Raw genomic sequence first — 24990 nt, 5'->3', positions numbered from 1 at the left:
TGGATGCCAGGATGGGCTGATGAAACGTCACGTCAGCGCCACTCTCGATATCGAGGTCACCGACGCCACCAGTCTCGAATTCAAGATCGCGGTGGCTCGGACCCCCGGTTCGGAGTTGTCGGAATCGTTGACGTTCACCCTCGACGGTAGCCGTGTCGAGGCACGAGAGATGGTGGCGGAGCACGGCACTCGTGTCCACCTCCTGGACAGTGCTCCCGGCTCGCTGCGCGTCGAGTACTCGGCTTCGGTTGTGGGTAAGGCCGATTCGCCTCCGGTCACCGACTACGACCTGTCGAAGTATCTGCGCCCGAGCCGATATGCGGAGGCGGACAAGTTCTTCGGTTTCACCGGCGGCGAATTCAATCTGTCCAAGCCGCAGCCGGAACTACTGCAGGACATCACCTCGTGGGTGGGATCGCGACTGCTGTACCAGGCGGGTTCGAGCAGATCCACCGACAGCGCCGTCGACACGATGCTGTCCGGGGCGGGCGTGTGCCGTGACTTCGCCCACCTCACGGTGGCGCTTCTGCGGGCCGTCACCATTCCGGCGAGGCTGGTGGCCGTGTATGCGCCGGGGTGCGATCCGATGGACTTCCATGCTGTCGTCGAGGCGTTCGTCGATGACGAATGGCGTGTGGTCGACGCGACCCGATTGGCTCCGCGTTCGGCACTCCTGCGGATCGCGACAGGTCGCGACGCCGCGGACACCGCGTTCCTGGACAATCACGGAGGGGCGATCACGCTCGAGAACACCGTGGTGACCGCTGTCGTCGACGGCGAATTCCCGTATGACGACTATGCGACACCCACCTCGCTGACCTGACGGGTCAGGTTGCGTCCGAAAGCCTTTCGGTGAGCACGCCCACCTGAATCTTCTTGGCGTCGGCGTGCACCTCACGGCCGGCGTCGGTGACGTCGACGAACACGCCTCGCCGGTCCGCCTCGCACAGCGCCCTCGCGACCAGGCCCGCCTTTTCCAGCCGGGCCACGCTCCGGGACAGGGCGCTGGGGCTGAGGTACATCTCGGCCGCGAGATCCTGCATCCTGGGTCGCTCGCAGGTGGCGTCCATGAGTCGATCGAGCGTCTCGAAATCGCTCATGCTCAGGCCGTGGGCGTGTTGCATCTCACGATCCAACTCGCAGGCGATGGAGTTGTATCTGCTCGCGAGCAGCCGCCACGTGCCGCGCAGGTCTGCTTCAGAGCTCATGTCCCGCACCCTAGCGCGCGTACGCAAAAGGTGCAAGCGAATTAAATGCAAACGAAATTAGTGCTTGCGCATTGATTGCACGTGCATCTATATTCTCCCTGTGACTATCAGCGACGCCACCCCGGACCTCGCCATCTCGTCGGGCGCCACCGCGACCCCGTCGACCGACCAGGCCTGGACACCCCGACTCTGGGGCGTCCTGGCCGTGCTGTGCCTCGTCATGTTCCTCGACGGTCTCGACGTCTCGATGGTGGGTGTTGCGTTGCCCTCCATCGGAACCGAGCTGGGGCTGTCCACCACCTCGCTCCAATGGATCATCAACGGATACGTACTCGGATTCGGTGGTCTGCTGCTGCTGGGCGGACGCACTGCCGACCTCCTCGGCCGCCGCCGGGTCTTCCTCATCGCACTCACCGTGTTCGCGATCGCGTCCCTGGTCGGCGGACTCGTCGACAACGGCACGCTGCTGATCGCGAGCCGCTTCGTGAAGGGACTCGCCGCGGCGTTCACCGCACCGACCGCGATGTCCATCCTCACCACCACCTTCAAGGAGGGGCCCGCCCGCAACCGGGCGCTGTCGATCTTCTCCGTCTTCGGAGCCAGCGGCTACTCGTCCGGCCTGATCCTGGGCGGACTGCTGACCAGCGCCGGGTGGCGCTGGACCTTCCTGATGCCGGTGCCTTTCGCGGTCCTCGCCCTGGTCGCGGGCGCCGTCCTGATCCCCCGCGACCGCGCCGCCGACAACGGCGGACACGACATCGTGGGCGCCGCCACGCTGGTGTCGGGAATGCTGCTCGCCGTCTACACCGTGGTGTCGGCACCGGCCCGCGGCTGGGCCGATCCGCTCACGCTGGGCTCGTTCGCACTGGCCGCGGCCCTGCTGGCGTCGTTCTTCGTCGTGGAGAACCGGGTGGCGCACCCGTTGGTGCGTCTGAGCATCCTCCGGGTCGGCTCGATCGTGCGGGCGAACCTCAGCATCGTCGCACTGTTCGGCTCCTACCTGAGCTTCCAGTTCATGATGACCATCTTCCTGCAGTCGGTGCTCGGATGGTCGCCACTGGAGATGGCGCTGGGCCTCCTGCCCGCCGGCATCATCGTGGCCTTCGGATCGCCGTTCGTCGGGCGCCTGATCGACGCGTTCGGCACGGCACGCATGATCATCGCGGCACTGACCTCGTTGAGCCTGGGCTACCTGTGGTTCCTCTTCGCAGGGAGCGACCAGCCCCACTACGCGGTCGCGATCCTGCCGAGCGTGCTGCTGCTGGGCGTCGGTTTCGCACTGGGCTTCACGTCGATCATGGCCCAGGCCACGTCGGGCGTCGACGACTCCGAGCAGGGGTTGGCGTCGGGCCTCGTGCAGACGTCCGCGCAGGTCGGTGCCGCACTCGTGCTGGCACTCACCACCGCACTCGTCACCGCCGGCTCGCACTCGGCCACGGGTATCAGTGGCACCGGGTTCCACCAGTTCCACTCCGGCCTCGTACTCGTCACGGGAGTCGCGTTGCTGGGACTGCTGATCACACTGTCACCGCTGCTGCGCAGGGTGCTCAACCCCGCGTGAGGCCCGAACGGCAGAACGGGTGGGCACAGGCCCACCCGTTCTGCCGTTCACGTCGTTCAGGCCGAGTGCCGCTTCGAGTCCGTGAGCGCGCGGGACGCGAAGTCGACGGTGAGTCCGATAATCGTGCGACTCTCCCGCAGCACCTTGCCGATCACCGGGAACGCGTGGATCTGCCCACTCCAGATGTGGGTCTCGATCTGCCGCCCCTCCCGATCGAACCTGTCCGTGATGATCTCGACGTCGGGCCGCATGATCTCGTATTCGGCGGCGGTGAGGAAGACCGGCGGGAACAGCGCCGGATCCGCGTTCACCGGAGACTGGGCGCCCGGAATCTGATCGGGCCCGGCCAGCCAGCGATCCTTCAGCTTGGCCACCTGCGACATCGGCAGGTACGCGTCGCGTTTCATGAAATCGGGGTCGTGATCCTCGAGGTCGAGGTTGAGCAGCGGGGAGTACCCGATGACGGCCGCCGGGCGGGTGAGGCCCCGCAACGCTGCAACTTCCGCGACCTTCATCGCGAGATATCCGCCCGCCGAGTCCCCCGCGACGATCACCCTGCTGGGGTCGTCGCAGACCTTCAGCACCTCGGTGTACGCGGTCATGGCGTCCACCAGCGACGCACCGATCGCACCCTTGGGAAGTTGCCGGTACTCGACCGAGACGACGGGCGCACCCGAACGTGCGGCGAGCAGTCCGCATAGTGCCCGGTGGGTGGCGAGCCCGCAGAACACGAATCCGCCGCCGTGGAAGTAGAGGATGGTGGCGCCGTCCATCGACATGATCGTGGGGCGCGGATGGGTGATCTTCTCGCACGGCACCCCGCCGAGCGAGATCGCCTCGATGTCGAGGCCCTTCGGCTTGGGAAGCCGGTCGATGAGTTCGTCGAGGGTCGCCAGCAGTTCGATGCCGCGGTCCGTAGTCGGCCATATCGTGAACAGCGGTTTGACGAAAGCCCTGGCAAACCAGAACGTCATGCGCGCCCGGCGACTGACATCCCAGTGCCACACGATCGATTCACGCGTTCGCATACTGCCCTCCGTTGTATCGGACGCTTGTCCAGCCAAGTGGACACCCTAGGGCGATCCGGAGAGAAACGCACCCGAAACTCCTCACGTCCGCTCCCCGAGACCCCCGCCACGGTAAGTCGAAGTCGCCCGTTGCCGAGCGACTTCGACCGATTTCGTCCGATTGCCCGAGGTTCACCGACCCAGTCGCTGCTCCAGCCGAGCGATGATCTCGGTCGCCACCTGGGTGGGCGATCCGCCCACGTCCACCACGATCGCATCCTCGTCCGGTTCGATCGGTTCGAGCGTCGAGATCTGTGTGTCCAGCAACGACGGGGGCATGAAGTGGTCGAGCCGGGCGGTCAGCCGTTCCCCGATCTGCGCCCGCGACCCGGCGAGATGCACGAAGACGACGTTGTCGCCCCGCAACACGTCGCGGTAGCTGCGCTTCAGCGCCGAGCAGGTGATGACCCCGGGAAGACCGTTCTCGGTGTGTTCCCGAATCCACCCCGCGACGACATCGAGCCACGGCCAGCGGTCCTCGTCGGTCAACGGCTGCCCCGACGCCATCTTCGCGACATTCGCGGGTGGGTGCAGGGCGTCTCCCTCCTGCAGGTCCCAGCCCATGGCGCCGGCGATGATTCCCGCGACCGTCGACTTCCCGGACCCCGACACCCCCATGAGCACCAGGACCGGGTCTACGGTCTGCGGCGTGCGTCCTGCAGGTTCGCGCGTACTCACGTGCATCTCACCAACCTCACTCGACATTTCTCAGCCCCCTTTAGATGAATACGCTCAGTGCGAGGACCCCGGCGAGACCGGTGACGGAGATGATGCATTCCATCACCGTCCACGTCTTCAGGTTCTGTACCACCGTGACGCCGAGGTATTCCTTCACCAGCCAGAATCCCGCGTCGTTGACGTGCGACAGGAACAGCGAGCCGGAGCCTATCGCCAGCACCATCAGCGACACGTGCGTCGAGGTCAGTTCGGCGGCGACGGGCGCGAGGATGCCGGACGCGGTGACCGTCGCGACGGTGGCCGATCCGGTGGCGACGCGGATGAGCACGGCCACGAGCCAGGCGAGGAACAGAACGGGCAGGGCGCTGTCCTTGATCGCGTCGGCGATCACATCGGCGATGCCGGTGTCGATCAGGACCTGCTTGAATCCGCCGCCGGCGCCGACGATGAGGAGGATTCCGGCGATCGGGGGCAGCGAACTCTCCAGCGAGACGGCGATGGCCTTGCGGTCCATGCCGCCACCGCGGCCGAGAAGCGCCATCCCGGCGAGCACCGCGAGCCCGAGGGCCACGACCGGTGTACCGAGGAAGTCGAGCAGCGCCTTCGCGGGCGACTCCGAGTCGGCGGCGATGACGTCGGCGATCGCCTTGCCCAGCATCAGGACGACAGGCAGCAGGATCGCGGACAGGGTGGCCGCGAAGCTGGGCCGGCGACGCTCGGCGGCAGCCTCGGCGCCTTCCCGGTCTTCGACGGTCACGTAGAGCTCGGGGACGGGGACGTCCACCCAGCGTGCCGCCAGCTTGCTGAACAGCGGCCCGGCGATGACGACGGTGGGGATCGCGACGAGGACGCCGAGCGCGAGGGTGAGTCCGAGGTTGGCGTTCAGGGCCGCCACCGCGACGAGGGGCCCGGGGTGCGGCGGAACGAGACCGTGCATGGCCGACAGACCTGCCAGCGTGGGAATCGCGATCCGCATCAGCGACAGTCCCGAACGCCGCGCGACCAGGATGATGACGGGCATCAGCAGCACGAGGCCGATCTCGAAGAACATCGGCAGGCCGATCACTGCGCCGACCAGCGCCATCATCCACGGCAGCGTCCGCGGACCTGCCCGTCCGACGAGGGTGTCGACGACGCGGTCGGCGCCACCGGAATCGGCGAGCAGCTTGCCGAACATGGCACCGAATCCGATGAGGATTCCGACGCTGCCCATCGTGGCCCCGAAGCCCTCGACGAACGACTTCACCGAGTCTTGCCCGCCCAGACCTGCGGCGATACCGACGCCGACGGCGCCGATCGACAGCGCGAGGAACGGGTGGAGTTTGAGCCAGGTGATCAGCGCGATGATGACGGCGACGCCGACGACGGCAGCCGTGATCAGCCGCGCGTCGTGGCCGGCACTGTCGGCCGCTGCGAGTAGTGACGCGGTACTCATTCTGTTGCTCCAGGGAGATCGGTGATGGAATGACCCTTGTTCGTGACTCAAATCACTCTGCCTCATAAACCATATGATTTCAAGGCTGTACTCGATTAAGTACTACTTAGAGTCAGTATCGCGCGCCAACGTGTGTTCAATGGGGGCAACCGTGGGAACATCGGCGGATGACCAACGCAGACGGCGGCGAGTACCGGCAATTGCACGAAACGGTGCTCGATCGGCTGGGGAGCGACATCGTGGCCGGTGTCGTCGCACCCGGCACCCGGATCTCCGCCGACGACGTGGTCACCCAGTACTCCGTCTCCCGCACCGTCGTCCGCGAAGTGGTCCGCGTCCTCGAATCCCTCGGACTGCTGGCCGTCCGACGGCGCGTCGGGATCACCGTCCTGGGCGAGGAGCACTGGAATTCACTGGATCCGAGCGTGATTCGGTGGAAACTGGCCGGCCCGCAGCGGTTCGAACAGCTGTCGAGCCTGAGCGAGCTGCGATCGGGTATCGAACCGCTCGCCGCGCGTCTCGCGGCGACACGGGCGACGCCGGAACAGTGCGGGGCGCTGACGGCCGCCGTCATCGGAATGTCGTCGACGTCCCGCGCCGCGGACACGGACGCCTACCTGGCCCACGACTCCGACTTTCACCGCACACTGCTGACTGCGTCGGGGAATCCGCTGTTGCGTGCGATGTCGCAGATCGTCGTGGAAGTGCTCGAGGGCCGCACCCGGCACTCACTGATGCCGCACGTCGCCGAGACGGAAGCAATCCGCCTGCACGGCGTCGTGGCGTCGTCCATTCAGATGGGCGACGCCGACGCGGCGGAGACGGCCATGCGCGCCATCGTCAGCGAATCCGCGACGGCGGTCGAGCAGATGAAGGACGAAGAAGACACCCGCGAGTGAGGTACTCGCGGGTGTCTCCTGCGCTGCGCGGTAGGTCTTACGCGACCGAATCCGAATGCATGGCTTCGAGTTCCACGCCCTTCGTCTCCTTGACCCAGCGCAACACGAAGACGAGGGACAGCACCGCGCACACCGCGTAGAAGCCGTACGAAATTCCCAGCGAGAAGTCCTTCATGGACGGGAACGTCACGGTGATCAGCCAGTTCGCTGCCCACTGGGCGCCCGCGGCGAGCGACAGGGCGGCGGCCCGGATGCGGTTGGGGAACGCCTCGCCGAGCAGGACCCACACCACGGGGCCCCACGACATTCCGAAGGCCACCACGAAGAGGTTGGCGGCGACGAGGGCGATCGGACCCTGCAGTCCGGTCAGCTGCGGCGTCGTGACGCCGTCCACCACGGTGGTGGACGCGGTGCCGAAGATGAACGCCATGGTCGCGAGTGTCACAGCCATACCGGCGGAGCCGATGATCAGCAGCGGTCTCCGGCCCACCCGGTCGATGTAGGCGATGGCGATGAGGGTGGTGGCGATGTTGACCACCGACGTGATGACCGTGATCTGCAGTGAGCTGCCCTCGTCGAAGCCGACGGCCTGCCACAGGACGCTGGAGTAGTAGAAGATCACGTTGATACCGACGAACTGCTGAAAGACGGAGAGTCCGATACCGATCCACACGATCGGCATAAGGCCGAACGCGGAGCCCTTCAGATCACGGATCGACGGTTGCGTCTCCCGGGCCAGCGTCGAGCGAATGCTCTCGATCTTGAGGTCCAGACCCTTCTCGCCGAGCAGGACCGCGAGGATGCCGCGGGCCTCACCGAGGCGGCCCTGGGCGATCAGGTAGCGGGGAGATTCGGGAATCGTCAGCGACAGCAGTCCGTAGGCCAGTGCGGGTACGCACATCGCGAGGAACATCCAGCGCCAGGCCTCGAGCCCGAACCAGAGTTCTTCCTGCGACCCGCCGGCGATGGCCGCGAGAGCGTAGTCGACCAGGAGCGAGACGAAGATGCCCGTGACGATCGCGAGTTGCTGCAGCGACCCGAGACGTCCACGCACCCGGGCGGGCGAGATCTCGGCGATGTAGGCGGGTGCGATGACCGAGGCCAGACCCACACCGATGCCGCCGACGATTCGGAACGTCACCAGCATCTCGACGTTGGCCGCGAATCCGGTGCCGATGGCGCTCAGCAGGAACATCACCGCAGCGGCCCGCATGGTGACGAGGCGTCCGTACCGGTCGGCGATCCGCCCGGCCAGCATCGCTCCCGCCGCGGCGCCCAGCAGTGCCGAGGCGATCGCGAATCCGAGGAGAGCGGAATCGACCTGGAACTTGCCCTCGATCGCCGACACCGCGCCGTTGATGACTGCGCTGTCGTAGCCGAACAGCAACCCGCCGAGTGCGGCGACCACCGCGATACGGACGGGAACCGAAGTGCCCTCTGCTGTGTCGCCGGGCGATTCCGCGCCGGGCAACAGGACGTTTTCAGTCATGGGACTCCTCGTGAGCAAGGGGGTGATCGGGTCTCGGATCGAGCCGAGGCCTGCGTGAGAGCGCATTCGTTGTGGTGCGGAACACAGTAGGCAACGAAACGGGGAACCGTCAAGATGTGAACACAAACAGACGAATGTCACGGCATAAATGTTCACGAATGAACTCGCTTGCCGTGACGAGCGCAGAGTTCACCCCACAAACTGGTGGGAGACTTCAGCGGCGAACGGTCAGGCCGGAAGCGCGGATCGCAGACCCAGCGCGACGGCGCCGAGCACCTGCGCCCGGGGGCCGAGTTCGGCGACGCGGATGTCCAGGGAGCGAACTGCGCTGGGCACCGCGTAGCGGCCGACGACCTCGCGCATCGGCCCGAGCAGCAGTTCACCGGCCAGCGCGAGTTCGCCGCCGATGACGAGCCGTTCGGGATTGACGAGGTTGCACAGACTCGCCGCCGCGACCCCGACGTGCCGCCCCGTGTCGGCGAGCACCCGGATGCAGGCGGCGTCTCCGCCCTCGGCCATCGCGACGATGTCGGCGATGGTGAGATCGGGGCCGCGACTCGGTGCGAGCAGCCCGATCACGACGTGCGAGGCGACGAGGGTCTCGAGGCAGCCGCGGTTGCCGCAGCGGCAGACCTGACCGAACTCGTCGAGTGTCAGGTGGCCGATTTCGCCTGCGGTGCCGCCTCTTCCGCGGTACAGCCGGCCGTCGAGGACGAGCCCGGCTCCCACACCGTCGGACAGTTTGATGTAGGCGAGATCGGTTGTCCCCCGGCCCGCTCCCCACATGTGTTCGGCGAGCACGCCGAGGTTCGCGTCGTTGTCGACGTGCACCGCGGTGCCGAGATACTCCGACGCGATGGCCGCCGCGTCGACACCGACCCACCCCGGGAGGATCGACGGGCCGCCGACCTCGCCGGTGTCGGTCTCGAGCGGCGCGGGCAGACCCATGCCGACCGCGAGGACGGACGAACGGTCGCAGCCGAGTCGATCGAGGGCCGCGTCGAGAAGAGCGCCCGCCAGCACCACGCCGTCCTCGGCGCGGTGCCCCGCACCGAGTTCGACGCGCTCCTCGGCGAGCACCTGGTGTGCCATGTCGGCGACGGCCACGGTGAGGTGCCGGTGCCCGAAGTCGATCCCGACCGCGAGCCCCATCTTGCGGGTCAGTCTCACCGCGCGGCCCCGCTGGCCGGGGTGGTCGCCGCCCGGCACGGCAACCATCCCGGCCGCGGTCAATTCCTTGACCATGTTGGACACGGTGGCGGGAGCCAACCCGGTGCGACGCGCGATCTCCGCCTGGGTGAGCTCACCCGACGTCTGGAGTGCGCGGACCACTCGGTGCTGGTTGGCGGACTTCAGCGAGGACTGAGAACCCGGCCTCTGAGAGTCACCGTTGTCACTGTCGCGCACGAATTCACCGTACCGCGCCGCTTCTCCTGCTATCGGGCGAGTGCCGCCGCCTCACGCGCGAGGCCGCTGATCCGGTCCCAGTCCTTCTGCTTCACGGCATCGGCGGGCGTGAGCCAGGATCCGCCGACGCAACCGACGTTGGGCAGCGACAGGTAGTCGCCGACGTTCGACGTCGAGATGCCGCCGGTGGGGCAGAATCGTGCCGCCGGAACGGGTGAGTGGATCGAGCCGAGGAACTTCGCGCCACCCGACGCCTCGGCGGGGAAGAACTTGAGTTCGCGGTAGCCGTGCTCGAGCAGGAAGAGGACCTCGGAGACGGTGGCCGCGCCCGGGAGGTGCGGCAGTCCGGTGTCCGTCATGGCCTTCAGCAGAGTTTCGGTGCTACCCGGCGAGACCAGGAACTGTGCTCCCGCGTCGGAGGCCTGCGCAGCCTGCACCGGTTCCACGATGGTGCCCGCGCCGACGCAGATCTCCGGCACCTCGCTCGCGATCGCCTTGATGGCGTCGAGGGCACACGGCGTGCGCAGGGTCAGTTCGATCATCGGGATGCCGCCGGCCACCAGCGCGCGAGCCACCGGCACCGCGTCGCCGAGGTCGTCCACGACGACGACGGGGATGACCGGGACGCGGTCGAGGAGGGAGGGGCTGTTCGTCACTGAAATTTCTCCTTAGACGGGTTGGGGGTGGAAAACGCTGGCGCCCTGGGTCGCCGGTCCGACAGCGGCGCGCAGACCCGCGAAGAGTTCGCGCCCCGTGCCGACCCATTCGTCGGCACCCAGTGCACGACCGGTCGCCGGGCGGGCGGCCAGTTCCTCGTCGTCGAGGTGCACGTTCACGGATCCGGTGACGGCGTCGACGGTGAGGACGTCGCCGTCCCGCACACGCGCGAGCAGTCCGTCGGCGGCCGCCTCGGGGGTGAGGTGGATGGCCGCGGGGACCTTTCCGGAGGCGCCGGACATCCGGCCGTCGGTGACCAGCGCGACCTTCCGGCCCTGGTCCTGCAGAACGCCGAGCACCGGAGTGAGCTTGTGCAATTCGGGCATGCCGTTGGCGCGTGGGCCCTGGTACCGGAGTACGGCCACGAAATCGCCGGTCAACGTGCCCGCCTCGAACGCGGCGAGGAAGTCGAGCTGATCGTCGAAGACCTTGGCCGGAGCGGTCACCACGCGGTGATCCGGGTGGACGGCGGACGTCTTCATCACGCACGAACCCAGGTTTCCGGTGAGCATCTTGAGCCCGCCGTTGACGTCGAACGGATCTTCCGGTCCGCGCAACACGTTGGTGTCGAGGCTGATTCGTGTGCCCGGCTGCCATTCGACGCCTTCGCCCGACAGCTTCGGTTCCTCGGTGTAGCGGCGGAGCCCGGGGCCGACGACGGTCTTCACGTCCTCGTGCAGCAGTCCCGCGTCCAGCATCGAGGACACGACGTAGCCGAGTCCGCCGGCCGCGTGGAAGTGGTTCACGTCGGCCGAGCCGTTGGGGTAGATCCGGGCGAGCAGCGGCACCACCGCGGACAACTCGGACAGGTCGTCCCACGTGAGCGTGATTCCTGCGGCGCGGGCGATCGCCACGAGGTGCATCGTGTGGTTGGTCGAACCGCCGGTGGCGAGCAGCGCCACGCAACCGTTGACCACGGCCTTCTCGTCGACGACCTCGCCGACCGGCGTGTATTCCTCGCCGAGTGCGGTGAGACCGGTGACGCGCCTTCCTGCCTCCGACGTCAGTGCGTCACGCAGCGGGGTGCCGGGGTTCACGAAGCTCGATCCGGGCAGGTGCAGGCCCATGACCTCCATGAGGAGCTGATTGGAGTTGGCCGTGCCGAAGAACGTGCACGTGCCTGCGCCGTGGTAACTCGCCGCCTCCGCGTCGAGCAGCTCCTCGCGTTCGGCCTTGCCCTCCGCGTACAACTGCCGCACACGCGACTTCTCGTTGTTGGGCAGACCGGACGTCATCGGCCCGGCCGGGACGAAGATCGTCGGTAGGTGACCGAAACCCAGTGCGCCGATGAGCATCCCCGGCACGATCTTGTCGCACACACCGAGCATGAGGGCGCCGTCGAACATGTCGTGGGACAGTCCGATCGCCGTCGCCATCGCGATGACGTCGCGGCTGAACAGCGACAGCTGCATGCCGTCGCGGCCCTGGGTGATGCCGTCGCACATCGCGGGGACACCGCCGGCGAACTGGGCGATGCCACCGGCCTCCATGACCGCGGCCTTCAGCTGCCGCGGGAAGTGTTCGAACGGCTGGTGCGCCGACAGCATGTCGTTGTACGACGAGACGATCGCGATGTTGGGCTTGACGAAGCTGCGCAGCGCCTTCTTGTCGGCCGGGCCGGATGCGGCGAAGCCGTGCGCGAGGTTTGCGCAGGCCAGCTTGCCGCGCGCCGGGCCGCGGTCGCCCGCCGCCCGGATGCGGTTCAGGTAGACCGTGCGCTCGGGTTTGCTGCGTTCGATGATGCGTTCGGTGACGGCGGCGAGGACGGGGTGCACGTCGGCCGTCGGTGTGGGTGCGTCGGTCATGCGGTGACTCCTTCGTGCCAGGCGCGGCCGTCGCGCTCGATCAGGGTGGTCGCGTCGGTGGGTCCGTTGGTGCCGGCCGGGTAGCGGCGCGGGGCGCGCTCGGACTTCTCCCAGCCGACGAGGATCTGCTCGACCCACTCCCAGGCGGCCTCGACCTCGTCGCGGCGCATGAACAGGGTCGGGTTACCCCGGACCACGTCCATCAGCAGCCGCTCGTAGGCGTCGGGCGACGGACGCTTGAACGTTTCGATGTAGTTGAGGTCCAACGACACGGGCTTGAGCCGGATACCGCCGGGGCCGGGTTCCTTCGCCGTCATGTGCAACCGCATGCCCTCGTGAGGCTGCAACTGGATCACCAGGCGGTTGGGTTCGCTGTGGCCCTCGCTGCCGGGGAACATGGGGTGCGGAACGGGCTTGAACTGCACCACGATCTCCGAGCAGCGCCGGTCCATGCGCTTGCCGGTGCGCAGGTAGAACGGCACGCCGGCCCAACGCCAGTTCTGGATCTCGGCCTTGACGGCGATGAACGTCTCGGTGGTGCTCTCCGGGTTCTCGACGTCCTCCTGGTATCCGGGGACGGCGATCCCGTCGGCCAGGCCGGGGCCGTACTGGCCTGCGACGGTGCAGCGTTCGACGTCCTGCGGGCTCATCGACTTGAGGGCCTGGAGGACCTTGAGCTTCTCGTCTCGCACGGTCTCGCGGTCGACGTAGGTGGGGGGTTCCATCGCGACGAGGCAGAGCATCTGCAGGAGGTGGTTCTGCAGCATGTCGCGCAGGGCACCCGCCGACTCGTAGTAGCCGCCGCGACTGCCGACTCCGAGCGACTCGGCGACGTTGATCTGCACGTGGTCGATCGACGAGGAGTTCCACAGCGGTTCGAGGAACGTGTTGGCGAATCGCGTGACCAGAAGGTTCTGGACGCTCTCCTTGCCGAGGTAGTGGTCGATGCGGAAGATCTGCGATTCCTCGAACACGGCGCCGACTGCGTCGTTGACGGCGCGGGCCGAGGCGAGGTCGTGTCCGATCGGCTTCTCCAGCACGACGCGGGACTGTGCGTCGGCGAGACCGTTCAGGGCGAGGTTGTCACAGATCGGTCCGAACAGTCCGGGAGCGCAGGCCAGATAGAAGACCCGGATCGCCCCTTCCCGCGCGGCGAGGCACTCGCTGAGGCCCGCCCAGTTCTCGGGGTCCCCGGCGTCGACGGAGACGTATTCGAGGCGATTGAGAAATCGCTCACAGGTGTCCGAATCCAGCTGATCGCCGGAGACGAACCGCGCGAGTTCTCCTCGCACCTTGTCGCGGTAGCCGTCGGTGTCGAGACCGGCCCGCGAGGCACCGATCACGCGGGTTTCTGCGGGCAGCTGGCCGTCCCTGTCGCGCAGGTAGAGCGCAGGAAGCAGCTTACGAACCGCCAGGTCGCCGGTCCCGCCGAACACGACGAAATCGCACGGTTCCACGGTTGTCGCTGGTGACATGTCATCTCCCTCTGAAAGCCGGATGTGTGGGCCGTCACAGACGACAGTAGGCGACCTTTGGCTTTCGATCAATACAGACTTACGTATTTCTGCGAACAAAGATCACGGCCTTACGTTGTCAGACGCGTGTCCGGTTGGTTGAATGGCCTGCATGCGGACGCCTCGCTCGACGACCTCCCCGGCGACGGGTGGCGACGTCTTCGCCCTCATTCGCGCAGGGCAAGCAACGACGCGCACCGAGATCGGCACCCTCACCGGCCTCTCCCGCACCGCGGTCGCGGCGCGGGTTTCCTCGCTGCAGGCGTCGGGGCTCGTCGTCGAACGCGAGGAGGGCGTCTCGACCGGGGGTCGCCCGCCGGTGAAGCTCTCGTTTCACGTTCAGGCCGGTGTCGTACTGTCGGCGGCCATCGGCCGGAGCCGCACCCAGCTGGCCATCTGCGACCTCGCGGGCGACGTCATCGTCGCCGAGGACGTGGAGCAGGAGATCGGCACCAGCCCGGCCGAGCTGATGCCCGTCATCGCGCAACGCCTCATCGCGCTGCGCGAGAGTCTGGGCGAAACCGCGGGACGGACGGTCGGGATCGGGATCAGCCTCCCCGGCACCGTCGACACCGAACGCGGGTGCAGCCTGAACTCCCCCATGATGTCGGGCTGGGACGGCGTCCCCCTCCAGCCGTTCCTCGCCGACGTCACCGACGCACCCGTCTTCGTCGACAACGACGCCAACGTCATGGTCCTGGCGGAACGGCGCGGAGAACGCCGCGACTTCGCCGACATGCTGCTCATCAAGGCGTCGACCGGCCTGGGCGCGGGACTCGTGTCCGGCGGCGTTCTCCAGCGGGGCGCCCTCGGCGCGGCGGGCGAGATCGGGCACACGAAAACCGCAGCGGCACAAGGAGTGGTGTGCCGCTGCGGTGATGTGGGGTGTATCGAGGCCGTGGCCGGCGGGTGGGCGCTGGTCCGCAATCTGCAGGAGCAGGGACGCGAAGTCACCCACATCCGCGACGTCATCACCCTCGCCCTGGCCGGGGACGCCGAGGCCCGGCGGATGATCCGTGAGAGCGGACGGCAGATCGGCGAAGTGCTGTCGGGCGCGATCAACCTCCTCAACCCGGAGGTCGTGATCGTCGGCGGCGACATGGCGCAGGCCTACGACACGTTCGTCGCGGGGCTACGCGAAACCCTCTACGGCAACGCGATCGCCGTTGCCACCCAACAGCTTCAGATCCTCCCCTGGACGCACGGGGAACTGTCGGGAGTGGTCGGAAGCGCAACCATGGCGCTCGACCACGTCCTCAGCGTGCGCGCCGTCGACCGGCTACTCGCAGGCGCTCCGCGCCCGTGAGCGGTTGACGAGTCCAGAGACTCGCTGACCACGCACGGGCCCGGAGGGCCTACTTGACGTCGGAACCGTGCCGGGTGAGCGGCATGATCTCGATCGTCATGTACGGGAACAGTGGAAGGTTCCACAGGATCTCGTGCAGTTCGTCGGCCGACTCGACGTCGAAGATGCTGATGTTGCTGTACTGGCCGACGATCCGCCAGATCTCGGGCCACTTGCCGGAGCGTTGGAGCTCCTGCGAGTACGCCTTCTCCTTGGCGATGGTCTCGTCCCGGACCTTCGGGTCGAGGTCACGGGGAATGGCGACGTCCATGCGGACGTGAAAGAGTGCCATCGGGTGGTGTGCTCCTTAGTTCCTGGTCCAGGTCTTGACTGCGTCCATGTTCAGCTCGATTCCGAGGCCGGGTCCTTCGGGCAGGAACACCTGGCCTTCGGCGTAGCGGATCGGTTCCTGCAGCAACTCCTCGCTGAACAGCAGCGGTCCGAACAGTTCGGTGCCGAAGTCGATGCCGGGTTCCGCGCACGCGAAGTGGATGGACGCCGCGGTTCCGATCGGGCCTTCGATGGACGTGGCTCCGTGGCAGGCGATTCCCGCTGCCTTGGCGATCGCGACCACCTCGCGGCTCTTCTTCAGTCCGCCGCATTTGGTGGTCTTGAGGGCGATGACGTCCGCGGCGCCGCGGCGTGCGACCTCGAGGGCGTCGTGCGGAGTCTGCACGCTCTCGTCCGCCATCACCGGGACGGGGACGAGGCGGTTGAGCTCGGCGAGGACCTCGAGCTGCTCACCTGGCGTGGGCTGCTCGATCAGTTCGACGCCGCCTTCGACGAGGCGGGGCACGTACTTCAGCGCGGTGAGCCTGTCCCAGCGGGCGTTGACGTCGATGCGGACGCCGGCCTTGCCCTGCAGAGCCTGCGCGATCTGGACCACCCGCGCAGTGTCGACGGCGGGATCGAGCGCACCCATCTTCAGCTTGAAACTGAAGTGCCGCTTCGACTCGACGAGACCGAGGGCCTCCTCGATGATCTCCTCGGCGGGTGCGGCGCCGAGGGCCCATGTGACGTCGACGCCCTTGCGGAAGGCGCCGCCGAGCAGCGTGTGCACGGGCACACCCAGGCTGCGGGCCCAGGCGTCGTGCAACGCGACGTCGACGGCGGCCTTCGCGAAACGTGCATTGGCGACGACTCGTTCGATGTCCGACATGATGCCGGTGATCTCGTCGACGCCCCGCCCCAGCAGCACCGGGACGATGTACTTCTCGACGATCGCCTGCATCGTCTCCACCGATTCGCCGCCCCACCACGGGCCGCCGGGGACGACGCCCTCGCCGTAGCCGGTCACGCCGCCCGCGGTCGTGACGGCGACGAGCAACAGCGGCTGCGCCGTCATCGACGTGGTGGCGAACTTGTGGGGACGCACCAACGGCACATCGAGGATCGTCGTTTCGATGGAAACGATCGACAGGTCGGTCATCGGATCACTTTCTCTACGGGTGGAACGGGTCACGCGGGGTCGAGCACGAAGTTGTAGGTGACGTGGTTCTTGCCGTCGTCACCGGTCTTCGGGTCGAGGATCAGTTCCGGCTTGGTCGCCGACGCGACGTCGCTGTCGATCCACTCGCCGCCCTTGAAGTACAGCTGCGTGGTCACCGATTCCTTGCCCGGTGCCGACACGATGAGGTGCAGGTGCGCGGGACGCCACGGGTGACCGTTCTGCGCCTCGATGAACTGACCGGTCGGGCCGTCGGTCGGGATCTGGTAAGGCGCCGGCTGGATCGTGGTGATCTCGTAGCGGCCCTCTTCGTCGGCGATGATGGTGCCGCGCAGGTTCCATTCGGGCAGGTGCGGGGCGAACTGCGAGTAGTAGCCGTCGTTGTCGGCGTGCCACAGTTCGACCTTGGCGCCCGCGAGGCCGTTGCCGTCCAGATCGGTGACCTGGCCGGAGAAGACGAGCGGGGTGATCTTCTCGTCCTCGGGACGCATGGGCAGGGTGCACTTCGACGGCAGTTCGGGGGAGTTCTCGATGTAGTACGGGCCCTCGATGCTGCCCTTGGTGCCCTTGCGGCTGCGGGCGAGAACCTCTTCGACGGAGTGCTCGATGAACACGTCGAGGAACAGCGGCCACTCGCCACCCTCGCCGACGTCGATCAGCCACTGCTTGAACACGCGGTACTCGGGGTAGGTGACGCCGTGCTTCAGGATCACGTCGTTGAGTGCGCCGAGCGCATCCTTGGCGATGGCCGCGAGCCGCTCCGGCGAGGTGTCGGCGGTGACGCGCTCGGCCTTGAACTTGTCGGTGGCGGCGGAGCCGGATCCGGCGGCGGTGGGGCTCTCGGTGGTGGTCATTTGTTTCTCCTTGGGCTGGGAGGGGATCGGATTGGGCTGATATCGAGTTTTGGGCGACGCGGTGGGTGTTCACGCGCCGGAGGCCTTGCATGTGTACGCTATGCGTACTAACATCACGCTGTGCGTACACCACTACTGTGCGCGCAGTCACATTGAAATGTCAACCCCGAGTCCGAATTTGCACACGAAGCGCTGGTGGAGGCCGCAATGACCGAGAGCGATCGCGATTACATCCAGAGCATCGAGCGCGGCTTCGCAGTGCTTCTCGCGTTCGACGCGCAGCGTCCGAACCCGACGCTCGCCGAACTCGCCACCGAAGCGGGACTGTCGCGCCCCGCGGTTCGCCGGATCCTGCTCACCCTGCAGAAGCTGGGGTACGTCGCCGGCTCGGGAGGCCGGTGGTCGCTCACTCCTCGCGTGCTCAGCATCGGACAGCACTACTCGGAGTCGCACGCACTGATCGAGGCCGCGATGCCCCGCCTGCTCGAGGTGGCCGAGAAGACCCAGGAGTCCGCGTCGCTCGGCGTGCTCGACGGCGCCGACGTGGTCTACGCGGCGCGCGTTCCCGTCCGCCGGATCATGAGCATCAACGTCTCCGTCGGCACCCGCGTCCCCGCCTACGCCACGTCCATGGGCCGTGCGCTCCTGGCCTGGGCCCCCGCGGATGTCGTCGAGCGGGTGGTCGCCGAGTCCACGTTCCAGAAACTCGGACCCGAGACCATCGGCACGGCAGCCGAACTCGAGCGGGAACTCGCCAAGGTCCGCGAGCAGGGGTTCGCCCTGACGTCCGAGGAGTTGGAGAAGGGTTTGATTTCGCTGGCCGCCCCCGTCCACGACGCGGGCGGCACAGTGGTCGGCGTGGTCGCGTGCTCCACGTCGTCCGCGCGGAACACTCCGGCGCAGTTCCGGGAACAGGCCGTTCCCTGCGTCCTCGCCGCCGCGGCCGCCCTGAGCGCGGACATGGGTTTCGCCGGCTGACGGCGTCACGTCGGTCAGATCGGGTCGAGCACGAAGTCGCAGGAGACCTGTCCGCCGGCACCGAGGTCGACGGGCGACTCGACGGCGGACGCGACCACTTCTCGCGACGCGCCCGGGGTCGGCACCAGGCGTGTCTCGAGCGGCCGGAAGCCGCGCGCGTGCACGACGACGTTGACGTGTCCGATATCGGCTTCGCCTCGGGCGCTGGAGAATTCACATGGCGCGGGCTGCACGGTCGAGATGTCGAAGCGGCCCCCGGCGCACGTGACGACGATGCCGCGCAGGTTGTTGCGCAGAATTTCGACGGAGTACCCGGAGTAGCAGCCGTCGGCGTCCGCGTGCCAGATCTCGAGCTCCGCCCCCGACAGCGGTTCGCCGTCGCGTGAGCGCACGATTCCCGCGATGCGGAGCGGAGTTCCCGGTTCGCCGGGAAGTGCCGCGAGGTTCGCCTTCCACGGCAGCACTCGCTGCGCGGGGAGGTAGAACTCCCGGTCGACGTGGTCGAGGCCTGCCTGGTCCACGTGAGGTGCGGTCGTCGTCGATGTCGAGGTCATCACCTGATCCGATCCTCTCGTACGCTGTGCGTACATTTAGAACGCTGTGCGGTCGATGTCGAGTGTGCGCGTGGTCACACGCATTCGTCAACCTCGGTCCGTTCACATCGCGGACGGGTCGCCCCGGTGCATCTGTGGGATAATTTCCCCGCCACCGGCGGACAACGACGTTTCGCCGTCCCCGGTTCGCGCCCTCGTGCCGGCCACGTCGAATTCCCGAGGATCACATCGATGACCACGCCTCCCCGCAGCATCACCCTCCGCTTCCTGGCCGCACCCACCGAGGTGGCGACGCTCGGAGGGGCCGTCCAAGGGGGCCGGATCCTCGAATGGATCGACAAGGCCGCCTACGCCTGCGCGGTCGGTTGGAGCGGGAGCTATTGCGTCACCGCCTACGTGGGAAACATCAAGTTCACCCGGTCCATCGAGTCGGGACACCTCGTCGAGGTCGAAGCCCGGCTCGTCCACACCGGGCGCTCCAGCATGCACATCCAGTGCACCGTGTCGTCGGCCGACCCGCGCACCGGACAGTTCACCGAGGCCAGCAACTGCCTGATCATCTTCGTCGCCGTCGACGATTCCGGTAAGCCGACGAGTGTGCCGCCGTGGCAGCCCGTCACCGCCACCGACCGCGCCGAGTCCGAGGAGGCGGTCATGCGAATCGGCCTGCGGGCCGACATCGAAGAGGCGATGAGCAAGCAGAACTACACCGACGCGGGCACCGCACCGGAATCGCTCACCCGTTTCCTCGCCGCGCCCACCGACGTCAACTGGGGCGGCAAGACGCACGGTGGAACCGTGATGCGCTGGATCGACGAGGCCGCCTACCTGTGCGGCACGTCGTGGAACGGCACGCCGTGCGTGTCCGTCTACGCCGGCGGGGTGCGCTTCTACCGCCCGATCCAGATCGGTCACGTCGTCGAGGTCGACGCCCGCCTGCTGCACACCGGTGCGCAGACCATGCACATCTCGGTGCACGTGCGGTCCGGCGACCCGCGCACCCGCGAAATGAACCTCACCACGCATTGCCTCACCGTCGTCGCCGCCGTCGACGAGGACGGCGCCGCGACGGCAGTGCAGCAGTGGGTGCCCCAGTCCGACGAGGACCGCAAGCTGGAGGCGCACGCCCGCGAACTCATCGCCCTCCGCGACCGGGCGCGAATCGGCGCCCTGGCGTAATCCGCCCGAGTAGCGTCACGGGAAACGGTCTACCCGCGGAAGGAGCGGGGGATGCCCGGGAACCGTCCACTCGACCCGCAGTTGTCCCGGCGGCGTGTGCTGCAGTGGGGAGCGGGAGCCGCACTCCTCGGGCTCACCGGGGCCTGCGCCCGCAGCGACGACACCGAGGCTGCGATCGGACCCGACTCCCCGGAGGTGCGCGCGTACGCCGAGTCCGAGGAACGCCGGTTTCCCGGCGGCAGACCGATCGCCTATGAACTCTCCGCGACGCAGTCCGACGTCGACATCGCAGGTACCCGCACCGCCGCATGGTTATACAACACGCAACTGCCGGGCCCGATCCTGCGGGCCGACGTCGGGGACAGGGTCCAGGTGCGGTTTCGCAATCAGCTCCCGGATCCCACCACCGTGCACTGGCACGGGCTGGCCATCCGCAACGACATGGACGGGGTCCCGGACGTTACCCAGGCTCCGATACCGGCGGGCACAGAGTTCGTGTACGACTTCATCCCGCCCGACTCGGGCACGTACTGGTACCACACGCACGGCGACCTCCAGCGCGGCCGGGGGCTGTACGGGGCCCTGATCGTCGACGATCCCGCGGCACCCGCGAACTACGACGCCGAATTCGTGGTCGTGCTCTCCGACTGGTTGACCGACCGCACGCCGTCGCAGGTCTTCGACGAACTCCGCGGCGGGCGGATGACGTCCATGGCCGAGATGACGTCGCCCGTGCTCAGCGGCGACTCCGGCGACGTCCGGTACCCGGTGTACCTCCTGAACGGGAAACCACCCGGCGATCCGGCCGTCTTCACGGCACGGCCGGGGCAACGCGCCCGTATCCGGCTGATCAACGCGGGTGACGACACCGCGTTCCGGGTCGCGCTGGGTGGCCACCGGTTGACCGTCACGGATACGGACGGTTTCCCCGTCGAACCGGTCGACACCGACTCGGTGCTGATCGGCATGGGCGAGCGGTACGACGCCGTCGTCACCCTGCAGGACGGGGCGTTCCCGCTGGTTGCGGTCGCCGAGGGGAAGGGCGCGCAGGGATTCGCGGTGGTGCGCACCGGCGGTGGCGCGGCCCCCGACCCTGCCGTGGTGCCCCGCGAACTGGGCCCTCCCCCGCTCACCGTGGCCGACCTGCGGGCCACCGACGCCGTCCGGCTCCCCGTCGTCGACCCGGGTGTCACCCTGGAGGCGTCGCTCGGCGGCGACATGAAGCAGTACGTGTGGACGGTGAACGGCCGGGCTTATCCCGACCACACGCCGCTGACCGTCCACCGGGACCAGCGAGTGCGGCTGGTCTACACGAACCCCACGATGATGTTCCACCCCATGCATCTGCACGGGCACACGTTCGCCGTGGCCCGGCCGGACAGCTCCGGACCGCGGAAGGACACCGTGATCGTGCTTCCCGGGCAGACCGTCGCCGCCGACATCGACACGACCAACCCTGGTCAGTGGATCACGCACTGCCACAACGACTATCACCTTGCCGCCGGGATGGCGACGATCTTCTCCTACGTGAGCTGACGCCGCACCGTCAGCCCCGGAGCGCTTCCGAGGGCGCCACGCCGTACTTCCGGCGGTACGCCGCCGCGAACCGGCCCGTGTGGGTGAAACCCCAGCGCATCGCGACCTCGGCCACCGTCGACGAACCGTCCGCGCGCAGCAGGTCGTCGTGGACGCGTTCGAGCCGCACGTTCAGCAGGTAGTCGCGGGGGCTCACCCCGACGTACTCCTGGAATCCCTCCTGCAGGCGGCGGACCCCGACACCCGCGATCCCGGCCATCTCGGCCGCCGTCCACGCCCGCGCGGGGTCGGCGTGGATCTCGTCGATGACGCGCTTGACGATGCGCGGCCGGGTACCGGCACCGGCCGTCTCGTCGTCCGGGATCGCCGCCAGGACCAGTGCCGTGGTGACCGCCCCTGACAGTTGCTCGGCGACGAGCGGGTTCGTGTAGATGCCGCCCGACCGCAGCATCTGGTCGAGCAGTGACCGCACCAGGGCCAGCCAGCTGGCACCGTTCTCGCTGGTCAGGTCCAGCTGCGGGGGAAGTCGCAGCCCTGGCCGCGCCAGGATCCGCGCCATCTCGCGGTGCAGGTAGTCGCGGTCGACGCGCACGCCGATGATCGAGCAGTCCTTGCTCCAGTCGGTGATGAGCGTCGTCGTGTCGGGTGGGCATATCGTTCCCTCCCCGGGCACGGACGACACCTCGTGCTTGCCGGTCACCGATTCCAGATGTCCCGACAGCGGCACGTTGATCGCATACGCGCCAGGGTGGTCGGTTTGGATCGACACGTCGGCGCCCCAACCGATATGGGTGATCTTCACGGGCCCGAGTTCCACCGCCTCCGCGACGGTGTTGCCCGCGTTCGACCTGTTCAGCGGGGTCAGCCGGTGCGGGAAGTACACGTCCGACACCACGTGCGACGCTTCGTCCCAATCTTCGGGGCGAATCAGCTTGGACGCGGGCAGCATGGCACCAGTGTGACTACGGACACCTTCGATTGCAATTTTCGGCGTGATCCAAGTCACCGCGCAAAGCGGATCACCTCCGCGCTCAGCGGATCGACGCACCGTTCCCACGGTCGTACTTTCGTCCGTATCTCATCAGCGCCCCGGACAGGAAGGGAGGCTCCGACCATGGAGCAACGCGAACTCCGGAACATTTTCGGGCAGTTTGCCAGCGGAGTCACGGTCATCACGTGCGCCAACTCCGAGGGCCTGCCGCACGGAGCGACGGTCACCGCCTTCACCGCCGTCTCGATCGAGCCGAGACTGTGCCAGATCACCCTGACCCGAAAGTCCAAGGCCTGCAACTACTTGAGCAAGGCGCCGTTCGCTGTCAACATTCTCGCCGCCGACCAGGTGGACACCGCGATGCATTTCGCCGGGCGACCGCAGAACCCCGAACCCGTGTGGGCCGACGGACCGACCGCCCCCATCATCTGCGGTGCCGCCGCCACGTTGTCGTGCCGGCCGTGGGCCGAGTACGACGGCGGCGACCACATCATCTTCATCGGTGAGATCGTCGCGGCCGAATCCAGCGGCAAGGACCCGCTGCTTTTCTACCGGAGCACCTTCCACGACCTCGGCTCACCGTCCGCGTCGGCCGCGTGGAACGGATCGATGGACGATCCGAACAACGGCTGGTTCGACTCCACCACCTCCTTCACCCCATTCCATCTTCAGCCCGCCAACTGACCGCCCGATCCGAAAGGACATTCCATGACCACCACCGAAAATGCTCCCGAGACCGCGCTCGACCCGACGAAGGTCAACCCGGCCGCAGACTGCGAAGCCAACCGCACCGCCAACTTCGCGTCGCGCCCGATGACCGGCGACGAGTACATCGAGTCGTTGCGCGACGACCGCGAAATCTGGTTGCACGGCGAGCGTGTCGAGGACGTCACCACGCATCCGGCGTTCCGCAACCCCATCCGGATGACCGCACGCCTCTACGACTCGATGCACACCGGCGAACACGTCGACAAGGTCACCACCCCCACCGACACCGGCAACGGCGGCGTCACGATGCCGTTCTTCAAGGCACCGAAGTCCTCGGACGACCTGCTGAAGGAACGCGACGCCATCGCCACCTGGGCGCGCATGACGTACGGCTGGATGGGCCGGTCCCCCGATTACAAGGCCTCCTTCCTCGGCACCCTGCATGCCAACAAGGAGCTGTACTCCCCGTTCCAGGACAACGCAGAACGCTGGTACAAGGAATCGCAGGAAAAGGTTCTCTACTGGAACCACGCGATCATCAACCCGCCCGTCGACCGCCAGCTCCCGCCCGACGAGGTCGGCGACGTGTTCATGAAGGTGGAGAAGGAGACCGATGCCGGCCTCATCGTCAGTGGCGCCAAGGTCGTGGCCACCGGCTCGGCCATCACCAACTACAACTTCATCGCCCACTACGGCCTGCCGATCAAGAAGAAGGAATTCGCCCTCATCTGCACCGTCCCGATGGACGCACCGGGCGTGAAGCTGATCTGCCGGTCCTCGTTCACCCAGAACGCGGCCGTGATGGGCACCCCGTTCGACTACCCGCTGTCGAGCCGCATGGACGAGAACGACACCATCTTCATCTTCGACAAGGTGCTCGTACCGTGGGAGAACGTCTTCATGTACGGCGACGTCGACAAGATCAACGGCTTCTTCCCGCAGTCCGGATTCCTGCCCCGCTTCACGTTCCAGGGCTGCACCCGTCTCGCCGTGAAGCTCGACTTCATCGCCGGCATGCTGATGAAGGCCCTCGACGCCACCGGCGCGGGCGGTTTCCGCGGCGTGCAGACCCGCGTCGGCGAGGTCATCGGCTGGCGAAACCTGTTCTGGTCACTCACCGAATCGATGGCACGCAACCCCGAGCCGTGGATCGGCGACACCGTCATCCCCAAGCTCGAATACGGCCTCACGTACCGCATGTTCATGATTCAGGGCTACCCGCGGATCAAGGAGATCATCGAACAGGACGTCGCGTCCGGTCTGATCTACCTGCCCTCGAGCGCCCGCGACTTCAAGAGCCCCGACGTCCGCCCGTACCTCGACAAGTACGTCCGCGGCTCCGACGGCATGACCGCCGTCGAACGTGTCAAGATCATGAAGGCACTGTGGGATTCGATCGGCAGTGAGTTCGGCGGCCGGCACGAACTCTACGAGCGCAACTACTCCGGCAACCACGAAAACGTCAAGGCGGAACTGCTGTTCGCCGCCGAGAACCGTGGCGACGTCGCCTCCATGAAGGGCTTCGCCGAGCAGTGCTTGTCCGAATACGACCTCGACGGCTGGACGGTCCCCGACCTCATCGGCAACGACGACGTCTCGTACTTCGGCAACAAGTAAC

The 24990-nt window shown here is 67.2% G+C and carries 23 protein-coding genes; 9 read left to right on the top strand and 14 right to left on the bottom strand.

Annotated elements, in window-relative coordinates; all coding sequences use genetic code 11:
* The first annotated feature begins 19 nt into the window (after positions 1-19).
* Positions 20-823 carry a transglutaminase family protein gene (locus JVH1_RS25490; RefSeq protein WP_009475021.1) on the top strand — a complete coding sequence of 268 codons (804 nt, stop codon included), beginning with the start codon at positions 20-22 and terminating at the stop codon, positions 821-823.
* A gap of 4 nt (positions 824-827) precedes the next feature.
* On the opposite strand, the gene JVH1_RS25485 is transcribed toward JVH1_RS25490, so the two are convergent.
* Positions 828-1208 (bottom strand): MarR family winged helix-turn-helix transcriptional regulator, encoded by a 381-nt coding sequence (locus JVH1_RS25485; RefSeq protein WP_009475022.1) that lies wholly within the window; start codon positions 1206-1208, stop codon positions 828-830.
* Between the two features lie 64 nt (positions 1209-1272).
* Here JVH1_RS25485 and JVH1_RS25480 point away from each other — a divergent pair, with 64 nt between their 5' ends.
* Positions 1273-2769, top strand: coding sequence for an MFS transporter (locus JVH1_RS25480; protein ID WP_043778995.1), 1497 nt, complete (start codon positions 1273-1275; stop codon positions 2767-2769).
* A 56-nt stretch (positions 2770-2825) separates the two neighbouring features.
* Here JVH1_RS25480 and JVH1_RS25475 read toward each other — a convergent pair whose 3' ends face one another.
* The 3 genes from JVH1_RS25475 to JVH1_RS25465 form a co-directional block, all read right to left on the bottom strand.
* Positions 2826-3797, bottom strand: coding sequence for an alpha/beta hydrolase (locus JVH1_RS25475; RefSeq protein ID WP_009475024.1), 972 nt, complete (start codon positions 3795-3797; stop codon positions 2826-2828).
* A gap of 171 nt (positions 3798-3968) precedes the next feature.
* Complete coding sequence (locus tag JVH1_RS25470; RefSeq protein WP_009475025.1) at positions 3969-4520, bottom strand: gluconokinase; 552 nt, start codon at positions 4518-4520, stop codon at positions 3969-3971.
* Between the two features lie 34 nt (positions 4521-4554).
* Positions 4555-5949: a GntP family permease gene (locus JVH1_RS25465; protein WP_009475026.1), complete on the bottom strand. Its 1395-nt coding sequence runs from the start codon at positions 5947-5949 to the stop codon at positions 4555-4557.
* Between the two features lie 167 nt (positions 5950-6116).
* Between JVH1_RS25465 and JVH1_RS25460 the strand changes: the two genes are divergently transcribed.
* Positions 6117-6848: a FadR/GntR family transcriptional regulator gene (locus tag JVH1_RS25460; protein WP_009475027.1), complete on the top strand. Its 732-nt coding sequence runs from the start codon at positions 6117-6119 to the stop codon at positions 6846-6848.
* Between the two features lie 37 nt (positions 6849-6885).
* Here JVH1_RS25460 and JVH1_RS25455 read toward each other — a convergent pair whose 3' ends face one another.
* The 5 genes from JVH1_RS25455 to zwf all read right to left on the bottom strand — a co-directional run bounded on the left by JVH1_RS25455 (position 6886) and on the right by zwf (position 13741).
* A complete protein-coding gene (locus JVH1_RS25455) occupies positions 6886-8337 on the bottom strand; it encodes a sugar porter family MFS transporter (protein WP_009475028.1) in 1452 nt (483 codons plus the stop codon).
* Between the two features lie 228 nt (positions 8338-8565).
* Positions 8566-9744, bottom strand: a complete 1179-nt coding sequence (locus JVH1_RS25450; protein WP_009475029.1) for an ROK family transcriptional regulator — start codon at positions 9742-9744, stop codon at positions 8566-8568.
* A 29-nt stretch (positions 9745-9773) separates the two neighbouring features.
* The gene (eda, locus tag JVH1_RS25445) at positions 9774-10400 is read right to left on the bottom strand and encodes a bifunctional 4-hydroxy-2-oxoglutarate aldolase/2-dehydro-3-deoxy-phosphogluconate aldolase (protein ID WP_009475030.1); all 627 of its coding nucleotides are present in this window, start codon (positions 10398-10400) and stop codon (positions 9774-9776) included.
* Between the two features lie 12 nt (positions 10401-10412).
* Positions 10413-12266, bottom strand: a complete 1854-nt coding sequence (edd, locus tag JVH1_RS25440) for a phosphogluconate dehydratase (RefSeq protein WP_009475031.1) — start codon at positions 12264-12266, stop codon at positions 10413-10415.
* Positions 12263-13741 (bottom strand): glucose-6-phosphate dehydrogenase, encoded by a 1479-nt coding sequence (zwf, locus tag JVH1_RS25435; RefSeq protein WP_009475032.1) that lies wholly within the window; start codon positions 13739-13741, stop codon positions 12263-12265. Before zwf ends, edd begins: the two co-directional genes overlap by 4 nt.
* Positions 13742-13892: 151 nt before the next feature.
* Between zwf and JVH1_RS25430 the strand changes: the two genes are divergently transcribed.
* A complete protein-coding gene (locus JVH1_RS25430) occupies positions 13893-15086 on the top strand; it encodes an ROK family transcriptional regulator (protein ID WP_009475033.1) in 1194 nt (397 codons plus the stop codon).
* A 49-nt stretch (positions 15087-15135) separates the two neighbouring features.
* Here the strand turns inward: JVH1_RS25430 and catC are convergent, their stop codons facing one another.
* From catC to catA, 3 genes are read right to left on the bottom strand one after another with little or no spacing between them, the layout of a single operon-like run.
* Positions 15136-15417, bottom strand: coding sequence for a muconolactone Delta-isomerase (catC, locus tag JVH1_RS25425; RefSeq protein ID WP_009475034.1), 282 nt, complete (start codon positions 15415-15417; stop codon positions 15136-15138).
* A gap of 15 nt (positions 15418-15432) precedes the next feature.
* Positions 15433-16554 carry a muconate/chloromuconate family cycloisomerase gene (locus JVH1_RS25420; RefSeq protein ID WP_009475035.1) on the bottom strand — a complete coding sequence of 374 codons (1122 nt, stop codon included), beginning with the start codon at positions 16552-16554 and terminating at the stop codon, positions 15433-15435.
* 29 nt (positions 16555-16583) lie between these two features.
* Positions 16584-17426 (bottom strand): catechol 1,2-dioxygenase, encoded by an 843-nt coding sequence (gene catA / locus JVH1_RS25415; RefSeq protein WP_009475036.1) that lies wholly within the window; start codon positions 17424-17426, stop codon positions 16584-16586.
* Between the two features lie 207 nt (positions 17427-17633).
* Here catA and JVH1_RS25410 point away from each other — a divergent pair, with 207 nt between their 5' ends.
* A complete protein-coding gene (locus tag JVH1_RS25410) occupies positions 17634-18404 on the top strand; it encodes an IclR family transcriptional regulator C-terminal domain-containing protein (protein WP_009475037.1) in 771 nt (256 codons plus the stop codon).
* Positions 18405-18418: 14 nt separating this feature from the next.
* Here the strand turns inward: JVH1_RS25410 and JVH1_RS25405 are convergent, their stop codons facing one another.
* Entirely contained in the window at positions 18419-18958 is a 540-nt protein-coding gene (locus JVH1_RS25405; protein ID WP_011595121.1) for an intradiol ring-cleavage dioxygenase, read from the bottom strand.
* A 231-nt stretch (positions 18959-19189) separates the two neighbouring features.
* Here JVH1_RS25405 and JVH1_RS25400 point away from each other — a divergent pair, with 231 nt between their 5' ends.
* Both JVH1_RS25400 and JVH1_RS25395 read left to right on the top strand, forming a co-directional pair.
* The gene (locus tag JVH1_RS25400; RefSeq protein WP_005573872.1) at positions 19190-20137 is read left to right on the top strand and encodes an acyl-CoA thioesterase; all 948 of its coding nucleotides are present in this window, start codon (positions 19190-19192) and stop codon (positions 20135-20137) included.
* A gap of 51 nt (positions 20138-20188) precedes the next feature.
* The gene (locus JVH1_RS25395) at positions 20189-21673 is read left to right on the top strand and encodes a multicopper oxidase family protein (RefSeq protein ID WP_009475040.1); all 1485 of its coding nucleotides are present in this window, start codon (positions 20189-20191) and stop codon (positions 21671-21673) included.
* 10 nt (positions 21674-21683) lie between these two features.
* On the opposite strand, the gene JVH1_RS25390 is transcribed toward JVH1_RS25395, so the two are convergent.
* Entirely contained in the window at positions 21684-22622 is a 939-nt protein-coding gene (locus JVH1_RS25390; RefSeq protein WP_011595123.1) for an AraC family transcriptional regulator, read from the bottom strand.
* Positions 22623-22787: 165 nt separating this feature from the next.
* Here JVH1_RS25390 and JVH1_RS25385 point away from each other — a divergent pair, with 165 nt between their 5' ends.
* Positions 22788-23348: a flavin reductase family protein gene (locus JVH1_RS25385; RefSeq protein WP_009475042.1), complete on the top strand. Its 561-nt coding sequence runs from the start codon at positions 22788-22790 to the stop codon at positions 23346-23348.
* Positions 23349-23372: 24 nt separating this feature from the next.
* Positions 23373-24989: a 4-hydroxyphenylacetate 3-hydroxylase family protein gene (locus tag JVH1_RS25380; RefSeq protein ID WP_009475043.1), complete on the top strand. Its 1617-nt coding sequence runs from the start codon at positions 23373-23375 to the stop codon at positions 24987-24989.
* Position 24990: the final 1 nt, after the last annotated feature.

Source organism: Rhodococcus sp. JVH1, from assembly GCF_000280725.2.
Classification (GTDB): Bacteria; Actinomycetota; Actinomycetes; order Mycobacteriales; family Mycobacteriaceae; genus Rhodococcus_F; species Rhodococcus_F jostii_A.
Note: the sequence above shows the minus strand (reverse complement) of the source record. Positions and strands in the feature narration are given on the sequence as shown.

Excerpts from the sequence above, each read along its gene's own strand:
- JVH1_RS25490 (WP_009475021.1), top strand. The coding sequence starts at position 20 with ATGAAACGTCACGTCAGCGCCACTCTCGATATCGAGGTCACCGACGCC.
- JVH1_RS25485 (WP_009475022.1), bottom strand. The coding sequence starts at position 1,208 with ATGAGCTCTGAAGCAGACCTGCGCGGCACGTGGCGGCTGCTCGCGAGC.
- JVH1_RS25475 (WP_009475024.1), bottom strand. The coding sequence starts at position 3,797 with ATGCGAACGCGTGAATCGATCGTGTGGCACTGGGATGTCAGTCGCCGG.
- JVH1_RS25470 (WP_009475025.1), bottom strand. The coding sequence starts at position 4,520 with ATGCACGTGAGTACGCGCGAACCTGCAGGACGCACGCCGCAGACCGTA.
- JVH1_RS25465 (WP_009475026.1), bottom strand. The coding sequence starts at position 5,949 with ATGAGTACCGCGTCACTACTCGCAGCGGCCGACAGTGCCGGCCACGAC.
- JVH1_RS25460 (WP_009475027.1), top strand. The coding sequence starts at position 6,117 with ATGACCAACGCAGACGGCGGCGAGTACCGGCAATTGCACGAAACGGTG.
- JVH1_RS25455 (WP_009475028.1), bottom strand. The coding sequence starts at position 8,337 with ATGACTGAAAACGTCCTGTTGCCCGGCGCGGAATCGCCCGGCGACACA.
- edd (WP_009475031.1), bottom strand. The coding sequence starts at position 12,266 with ATGACCGACGCACCCACACCGACGGCCGACGTGCACCCCGTCCTCGCC.
- zwf (WP_009475032.1), bottom strand. The coding sequence starts at position 13,741 with ATGTCACCAGCGACAACCGTGGAACCGTGCGATTTCGTCGTGTTCGGC.
- JVH1_RS25430 (WP_009475033.1), top strand. The coding sequence starts at position 13,893 with ATGCGGACGCCTCGCTCGACGACCTCCCCGGCGACGGGTGGCGACGTC.
- catC (WP_009475034.1), bottom strand. The coding sequence starts at position 15,417 with ATGGCACTCTTTCACGTCCGCATGGACGTCGCCATTCCCCGTGACCTC.
- JVH1_RS25420 (WP_009475035.1), bottom strand. The coding sequence starts at position 16,554 with ATGACCGACCTGTCGATCGTTTCCATCGAAACGACGATCCTCGATGTG.
- catA (WP_009475036.1), bottom strand. The coding sequence starts at position 17,426 with ATGACCACCACCGAGAGCCCCACCGCCGCCGGATCCGGCTCCGCCGCC.
- JVH1_RS25410 (WP_009475037.1), top strand. The coding sequence starts at position 17,634 with ATGACCGAGAGCGATCGCGATTACATCCAGAGCATCGAGCGCGGCTTC.
- JVH1_RS25405 (WP_011595121.1), bottom strand. The coding sequence starts at position 18,958 with ATGACCTCGACATCGACGACGACCGCACCTCACGTGGACCAGGCAGGC.
- JVH1_RS25400 (WP_005573872.1), top strand. The coding sequence starts at position 19,190 with ATGACCACGCCTCCCCGCAGCATCACCCTCCGCTTCCTGGCCGCACCC.
- JVH1_RS25395 (WP_009475040.1), top strand. The coding sequence starts at position 20,189 with ATGCCCGGGAACCGTCCACTCGACCCGCAGTTGTCCCGGCGGCGTGTG.
- JVH1_RS25390 (WP_011595123.1), bottom strand. The coding sequence starts at position 22,622 with ATGCTGCCCGCGTCCAAGCTGATTCGCCCCGAAGATTGGGACGAAGCG.
- JVH1_RS25385 (WP_009475042.1), top strand. The coding sequence starts at position 22,788 with ATGGAGCAACGCGAACTCCGGAACATTTTCGGGCAGTTTGCCAGCGGA.
- JVH1_RS25380 (WP_009475043.1), top strand. The coding sequence starts at position 23,373 with ATGACCACCACCGAAAATGCTCCCGAGACCGCGCTCGACCCGACGAAG.